At 39.9% G+C, this 6,518-nt stretch carries 6 protein-coding genes; 4 read left to right on the forward strand and 2 right to left on the reverse strand.

Translation table 11 applies throughout. The annotated features are described in order from the left end of the window. Nucleotides 1–194: 194 nt before the first annotated feature. Nucleotides 195–1,433 (reverse strand): cystathionine gamma-synthase family protein, encoded by a 1,239-nt coding sequence (locus tag GARC_RS15485; protein WP_007621817.1) that lies wholly within the window; start codon nucleotides 1,431–1,433, stop codon nucleotides 195–197. Continuing rightward, complete coding sequence (locus tag GARC_RS15490) at nucleotides 1,423–2,061, reverse strand: 1-acyl-sn-glycerol-3-phosphate acyltransferase (protein WP_007621819.1); 639 nt, start codon at nucleotides 2,059–2,061, stop codon at nucleotides 1,423–1,425. Before GARC_RS15490 ends, GARC_RS15485 begins: the two co-directional genes overlap by 11 nt. A 151-nt stretch (nucleotides 2,062–2,212) precedes the next feature. Between GARC_RS15490 and GARC_RS15495 the strand changes: the two genes are divergently transcribed. The 4 genes from GARC_RS15495 to GARC_RS15510 all read left to right on the forward strand — a co-directional run bounded on the left by GARC_RS15495 (nucleotide 2,213) and on the right by GARC_RS15510 (nucleotide 6,500). After that, complete coding sequence (locus GARC_RS15495) at nucleotides 2,213–3,469, forward strand: S1 family peptidase (protein WP_007621822.1); 1,257 nt, start codon at nucleotides 2,213–2,215, stop codon at nucleotides 3,467–3,469. Next, nucleotides 3,460–4,416: an FHA domain-containing protein gene (locus GARC_RS15500; RefSeq protein ID WP_007621824.1), complete on the forward strand. Its 957-nt coding sequence runs from the start codon at nucleotides 3,460–3,462 to the stop codon at nucleotides 4,414–4,416. The genes GARC_RS15495 and GARC_RS15500 overlap by 10 nt, the downstream gene beginning before the upstream one ends. Before the next feature lie 36 nt (nucleotides 4,417–4,452). Continuing rightward, nucleotides 4,453–5,214 carry an NRDE family protein gene (locus tag GARC_RS15505; protein ID WP_007621826.1) on the forward strand — a complete coding sequence of 254 codons (762 nt, stop codon included), beginning with the start codon at nucleotides 4,453–4,455 and terminating at the stop codon, nucleotides 5,212–5,214. A gap of 95 nt (nucleotides 5,215–5,309) precedes the next feature. Then, nucleotides 5,310–6,500 (forward strand): amino acid aminotransferase, encoded by a 1,191-nt coding sequence (locus tag GARC_RS15510; RefSeq protein ID WP_007621828.1) that lies wholly within the window; start codon nucleotides 5,310–5,312, stop codon nucleotides 6,498–6,500. Nucleotides 6,501–6,518 lie beyond the last annotated feature (18 nt).

A 6,518-nucleotide genomic window follows, 5' to 3' on the forward strand; every position in this document is an offset into this window, starting at 1 on the left:
TACGAGCTACGAGCTACGAGCTACGAGCTACGAGCTACGAGCTACGAGCTACGAGCTACGAGCTACGCAAAATTATTTTTCAGACTCTGATTTAGTGTCAATCAAAAAAGGGTGTTATTTATTGTAAATAATACCCTTTTTTGACTTTTTAATTTATCTCTACTTTAGCTCGAAGCTATCAACTCGAAGCTGCTTTAAAACTGCGCAAATGCCTGTTCAAAATCAGCGACTATATCGTCTATATCTTCAATACCAATCGACATTCTGATCATATTGTCACTCACTCCCATGTCTTGTCTTTGCTGTGCGCTACATTCAAAATATATGGTAGAGGCAACAGGCAAGGCTAAGGTCCGGGTATCACCTAAATGTGTGGCGCAGATCACTAAATTTAATGCGTTTAAAAATTGAATGGGGTCGATATCATCAGCTAAATCTAAACTCAATATTCCGCCATAACCATTAAAATGTTCTCTGGCTAAATAGTGCTGAGGATGGCCAGCTAAGCCTGGATAATACACCGCCGAAACTTTATTATGTGAATGTAGATAGGAAGCCAAACGCAATGCGTTTTCACATACTTTATCAGTACGCAACACTAAGGTTTCTAAGCCAATTGAAATCGCGTGAGCTGAATCTGCCGATAAAGTCCCGCCCATATCTCTTAGGCCTCGTTTACGTATTTGAGTAAGCCCCCATTGCGCTTTATCTGGACCGCGGTACATAGGCAAAATATTCTCGAAACTACTCCAATCGAACAACCCAGTATCCACAACCGCACCACCTAAGACATTGCCATGCCCAGCGATATATTTAGTTAAAGAACTAATGGTCAATGATGCCAAAACCGAATTAGCATCAAAAATATTAGCCGGCGTCATAGTATTGTCGATTAGAAACAGCGTTTTTTTGGACTCACATAATTGACCAATAGCCCGCAAATCAGCCACCTGAGTAACAGGGTTAGCAATAGTTTCTAAATAAACGGCTTTAGTATTAGTTTTAAATGCCGCTTTAACATTTTGAACATCAGTCACATCGACAAAACTTAGCTCGATCCCCAGAGATTGCATGGTTTCGGTAAAACTACGGGTATTACCAAACAAAAAATGACTAACTATTAGATGATCGCCCGCTTTAAATAAACTGAACATAGTTGCAGTTATGGCTGCCATGCCTGATGCAAAAGTAATTGCCCCTAGCCCACCTTCTAAATGAGTAAGAATATTTTGCAGTGCAACGTTGGAGCCTGAAGATGAGCGAGAATATACATGTCCTGCTTTTTTACCCTGAAAAACATCTACCAATTCTTGGGCATCTTTATATTCAAACAACACCGAATTATTAGTAGCTTGATGTACCGCACCACTTTCAGGTGTATTCAATAACCTGTCTGCATGCACCAAACGGCTAGTAAAACCTTTACTTTTCAATCTCTTTCTCCAGAGGGGGAACAACGTTAGTGATCATATTTTCAGGGTATTTACCTAGCGCTTTTTTATAGTGCAGATAAATCCTATTGAGTTCATGCTGGGTATTGTCGCTTATATTGTGCAAGGGTCCAAACTCGATAAGTTTTTTCTTATAATCAAAGGTTACCAAAAACACTGGTACATTCGCTTTGTGGGCTATATGTAGAAAACCAGTCCTCCATGGAGAAACCGGACTGCGCGTGCCCTCTGGTGCAAGACATAGGACCATAGTTTCAGCTTCACGCAACCTATCAGCCATGTCATCAACCACACCATGTTTTGTACTGCGCTCAATAGGTATTCCACCCCAACGCCGTAAAAGACGACCAAAAGGAGGAATGAAAAGACTGTGTTTACCGAAAAATGAAATTTTTAGGCGCAAGTTAAACGCAACAGCGATCCCCACTACAAAATCCCAGTTAGAGGTATGCGGCGCAATCGCTAAAATCATCTTTGAACAACAAGGAAAAGTACCGCTGTAACGCCATCCCATCAACTTTAATACAGTTGTGCCCAGCCATTGGCTAAATTTATTACCTATTCTGGGGATTTGTTCACAAAGAAATGGAGTATTTACTCTATCAAGCATTTCATTCTTGGCTTGTGCAATTTAAACTAGATGAATGGTCTCTCATGTATTCTATTTTGTCGAGTGCAAACAGAATGTTAACTGATAGGCTAATTTTGATAATCCCGCCAAAGTGGCCCCGCTAATTTTAATTATCATTGGAACACAAATCTTGAGAATTTTACTTTTTGTGTTGTCTATGTTTTGCGCACTTGCACATAGTCAACAAACTGCCCAAAACTTATTTGGACAATATCGAAACGCACTGTATCAAATCAAAATAATAGAATTAGAGTCAGGTAATAAATCATCTATTGGATCCGGATTTCAAATTGATGCTTTAGGTAATTTGGTGACAAATTACCATGTGGTATCAGAATATGTGTATAACCCTGATAAATACAGAATCGAATATCTTGCTCATGACGGCTCCGAAGGACAACTCCAACTTGTAGACGTAGACGTAGTCAATGACTTAGCTTTAATCAGAAAGGTGGCGCTATCGGAACAAGAAAGTGCTTTTCCTATTGCTTTATCTCTACCCGTGCAAGGCAGCGCTATTTATTCTCTCGGTAACCCACATGACTTAGGCATGATAGTAGTGCCTGGTACATTTAATGGATTAAAGAAAAATAGCTTTTATCAACGTATTCACTTTACCGGTTCGATAAACCCAGGAATGAGTGGTGGCCCCGTAGTCAATGAGCTTGGTGAAGTGATGGGTGTCAATGTAGCAACAGCAGGTAATCAAATTGGTTTCCTTATTCCTTTGGCGAAGATTAAGGGGCTGTTATCTAGTCAAAATGCTGCGGTGTTAGAAAATGAACAGTTAAAACCTCGTATTCAAGAACAACTATTAGCCAATCAAAATAAACTATTTTCCTTATTAGATAACCATCATTGGCAGACCAGTGAATTAGGTGAAGCCATGGTTCCGTCTAAGATAACCGACTTTATATCATGCTGGGGAGGCTCGAATACCAGTGATAAAGAAGCATTATATTTATCAGTAGAAAATCGTTGTCAGTTAGATGAACAAATATATTTGCACAATGGCTTACGCACCGGCGGGCTTGAACTAGAGTTTGAATGGTTAGACGGTAAATCCTTGAGTGAACATCGCTTTTATAATTTTTATTCACAAAGTATTACCGGGGCTGGTGCAGGCAACAACGCGACCAAAACCGATGTTACCAACTTCCGTTGTCAGCAAGATAAAGTGACCAACATCAACGGCGTGACCAATAAAACCGTTTTTTGCTTAAGGGCATACAAAGAGTTCGACCAACTCTATGATGTACTTTTTGTTGCAGCCACACTAGATCATAGCCAACAAGGCTTGATCAGCCATTATACATTGGCTGGCGTAAGCAAAGAGTCTGCTTTGGTATTCACTCAGAAATTTATGGACGCAATAGCATGGCAATAGTTTTAGAACTGCTCTCTCGGAAAAACATCCCACTTAAACATTATAAATTTGAACAAGATTATGTGTGCGTCGGGCGGGATTTTAACAATGACTTACGTTTAGACGACCCTTACGTCTGTCCCAGTCACATGTTGGTAGCCATAGATCCAGAATCTGGCAAATTAATAGTCAATGATTGCCAGTCAACTAATGGCATCAAAGTGAACAATAAATTCGTCAGGCAAGCGACCCTTAACTCTCATGACATCATAAAAATTGGTCGCACACGCCTAAGGATCATAGATACAAAAGTGCCCTTAGCTGAGGCCATTCCTTTAAGCGAATTAGAAGAAAATCTTAGCTGGCTAAATCAAAGTTTTTTAGCCATTTGTTTGTCCTTAGTGTGTTTGAGCTTTTTATTACTCTCAAAATACTTAGGTAGCGTGCAAGAGTTTAATTTAATCAAAGCACTTCCGTCTGAGTTAGGGCAATTGGCGGTTTTTAGTTTATGGCCTTTGAGCTTTGCCATCTTAGCCAAAGTGGTTAAAAAAGAGAGTCATATCGTTAGCCAGTTGAGTCTAACTTGGTTAGTCGTTCTACTTGCCAATGCGTTGATTTTATTCCAGAAAATTGCCATCTTTAACATCCACCCAGGACCATGGTTTACATGGATAGAGCTGCTCATATTTGCCTCCGTTATTGGTGGATTTATCTGGTTAAGTCTATTTATTGCATTTCATCAGACTAATAGTAGGCGCAATATTATTGCTTGTTCTATGACCTTCATCATACTGGCGCCTATTTATACATTGGGATTTTTAAACAAAGATGAATTTAGTTCTAGGCCAAGCTACAACCCCATACTATTGCCACCCACTTACAATATAACGTCTGCAATACAAACAGATGAATTTATTGAAAACGCCAACGACTTGTTTACCCAAGTTAATAAGCTAAAAACTAAATAATCGCTTAGCTTAGTTAAGTGTGTCGAAGAGAGTTATATGTGTATTTTGTTTGTTGCTGTTAATCAACATAAAGATTACCCCTTAATTATTGCCGCTAATCGTGATGAGTTCTTCAACCGAGAAACATCCCAGTCTTATGTCTGGGATGGCGAACAAGGCATTATTGCAGGTAAAGACTTGCAAGCGGGTGGCACTTGGATGGGGATAAATAAACAAGGATACATTGCCTCCTTAACTAATATTCGAGACCCGCAAAAGCTAAATAGTAGTGCAATTACTCGAGGGGAACTTGTTAGTCATTATTTGCAACAACCTGTAAACGACTACCAGCAGATACTAAGCAGCAGTAAAGAGAACTACAACGGCTACAACCTGCTGTTTGGAAAGTGGAATGAACTAGTCGTTTATAATAATCATTTGGATCAGCTACAACCGCTCACTGAAGGTTATTATGGTTTATCCAATGCTAGCCTAAATAGCCCTTGGCCCAAAATTAATAAAGGTGTGGCTAAACTAGAGGAGTATTGTCAAGATGGTCACGATATTAATCCAGATATATTGTTTAAACTATTACTAGATAAAAGTTTAGCTGCTGACGAAGATCTTCCACAAACGGGCATACCTATTGACTGGGAACGTCGTCTATCGTCAATTTTTATTGTTGGCGACGAATATGGCACCCGTTCTTCAACTGTACTAAAAGTTGATAAACAGCAAAACGTTCAGTGGTTCGAACGTACCTACGATAACACTGCTAGCTGCACTTCAAGCCAGAGCTTTAATTTCAGTATAAATTAGTTCAAATTTACTCCTAATTTAACTCGAATTTTGTTGTACCAATGGCATAATGTGTACTCATTACCTATTCTGCCAATTTACCATTAAGGAACATCATGTTTGAAGTATTGCCCCTGCTTCCTGCCGACCCAATTTTAGGCTTGTCTACGGCTTTTAAAGCCGACACTAATCCTAATAAAATTGACTTAGGCGTAGGCGTTTATAAAAACGAACAAGGCCACACGCCTATTCTCGATTCTGTGGCCAAAGCACAAACCATTCTTTTAGGTAAAGAAGACTCTAAAACCTATATTACTCCTCAAGGAGTACAGGGTTATATAGATGGTATGTTGCAGTTGATGTTAGGCAAAGACAGCCCTGCCTTGCTAGCTGACCGAGTAGCTGCAGTCCAAGCGCCAGGTGGCTGTGGAGCCTTAAGAATTTTGTCAGAATTGATTAAACGTTGTGACGAAAACCTAACTGTTTGGGTCAGTGATCCAACTTGGGCTAATCACATACCTCTGATTGGTAATGCTGGATTAACCATTCAAACCTATCCTTATTTTGATAAAGCCAATGCCAGTATCAATTTTGACGCTATGGTCGAGTGCCTTGGTCAAGTTAAAAAAGGCGATGTAGTCTTATTACACGGCTGTTGTCACAACCCCACTGGTGCAGATCTCACCCAAGAACAGTGGCAAGTGGTGTTAGAACTCGCACAAAAGACCGGCTTTATTCCTTTTGTGGATACCGCTTATCAAGGTTTTGGTGATGGTTTAGAAGAAGATGCCTACGGCATGCGTTTGTTAGTCAATAACTTGCCTGAAGTGATTATTGCGGCATCATGCTCTAAAAACTTTGGTTTATACCGTGAACGAGTCGGCATTGCGGTAATGGTCACTGAAAACAGTACCATCCGCCAAGCCATTCAAAGTCAGATCCAATCCATAGCCCGTGGGATCTACTCAATGCCTCCATCATATGGTGGTGCGTTAGTGGATATTATTTTGAATGATGACACTTTGCGTCATGAATGGATGGCTGAGGTTGAAGCAATGCGATGTCGTATGCAAGATCTTCGTTCTTTACTGGTATCCAAAATGAATGAGTACGGTTCAAGTAAAGATTTTGAATTTGTTAAAAAACAAAAAGGCATGTTTTCATTTTTATGTATTACCCCAGAGCAAGTACAAGCTGTGCGCGACCAACATAGTGTATATTTTGTTGGCTCCAGCCGTGTGAATATTGCAGGGATCAGCAAAGCCAATGTGGATACATTAGCTAAAGCACTGGTATCTGTTTTATAAGATTGCTTAGTGTTTATC

This window comes from Paraglaciecola arctica BSs20135, assembly GCF_000314995.1.
Classification (GTDB): domain Bacteria; phylum Pseudomonadota; class Gammaproteobacteria; order Enterobacterales; family Alteromonadaceae; genus Paraglaciecola; species Paraglaciecola arctica.

Excerpts from the sequence above, each read along its gene's own strand:
- GARC_RS15490 (WP_007621819.1), bottom strand. The coding sequence starts at position 2,061 with ATGCTTGATAGAGTAAATACTCCATTTCTTTGTGAACAAATCCCCAGA.
- GARC_RS15500 (WP_007621824.1), top strand. The coding sequence starts at position 3,460 with ATGGCAATAGTTTTAGAACTGCTCTCTCGGAAAAACATCCCACTTAAA.
- GARC_RS15505 (WP_007621826.1), top strand. The coding sequence starts at position 4,453 with ATGTGTATTTTGTTTGTTGCTGTTAATCAACATAAAGATTACCCCTTA.
- GARC_RS15510 (WP_007621828.1), top strand. The coding sequence starts at position 5,310 with ATGTTTGAAGTATTGCCCCTGCTTCCTGCCGACCCAATTTTAGGCTTG.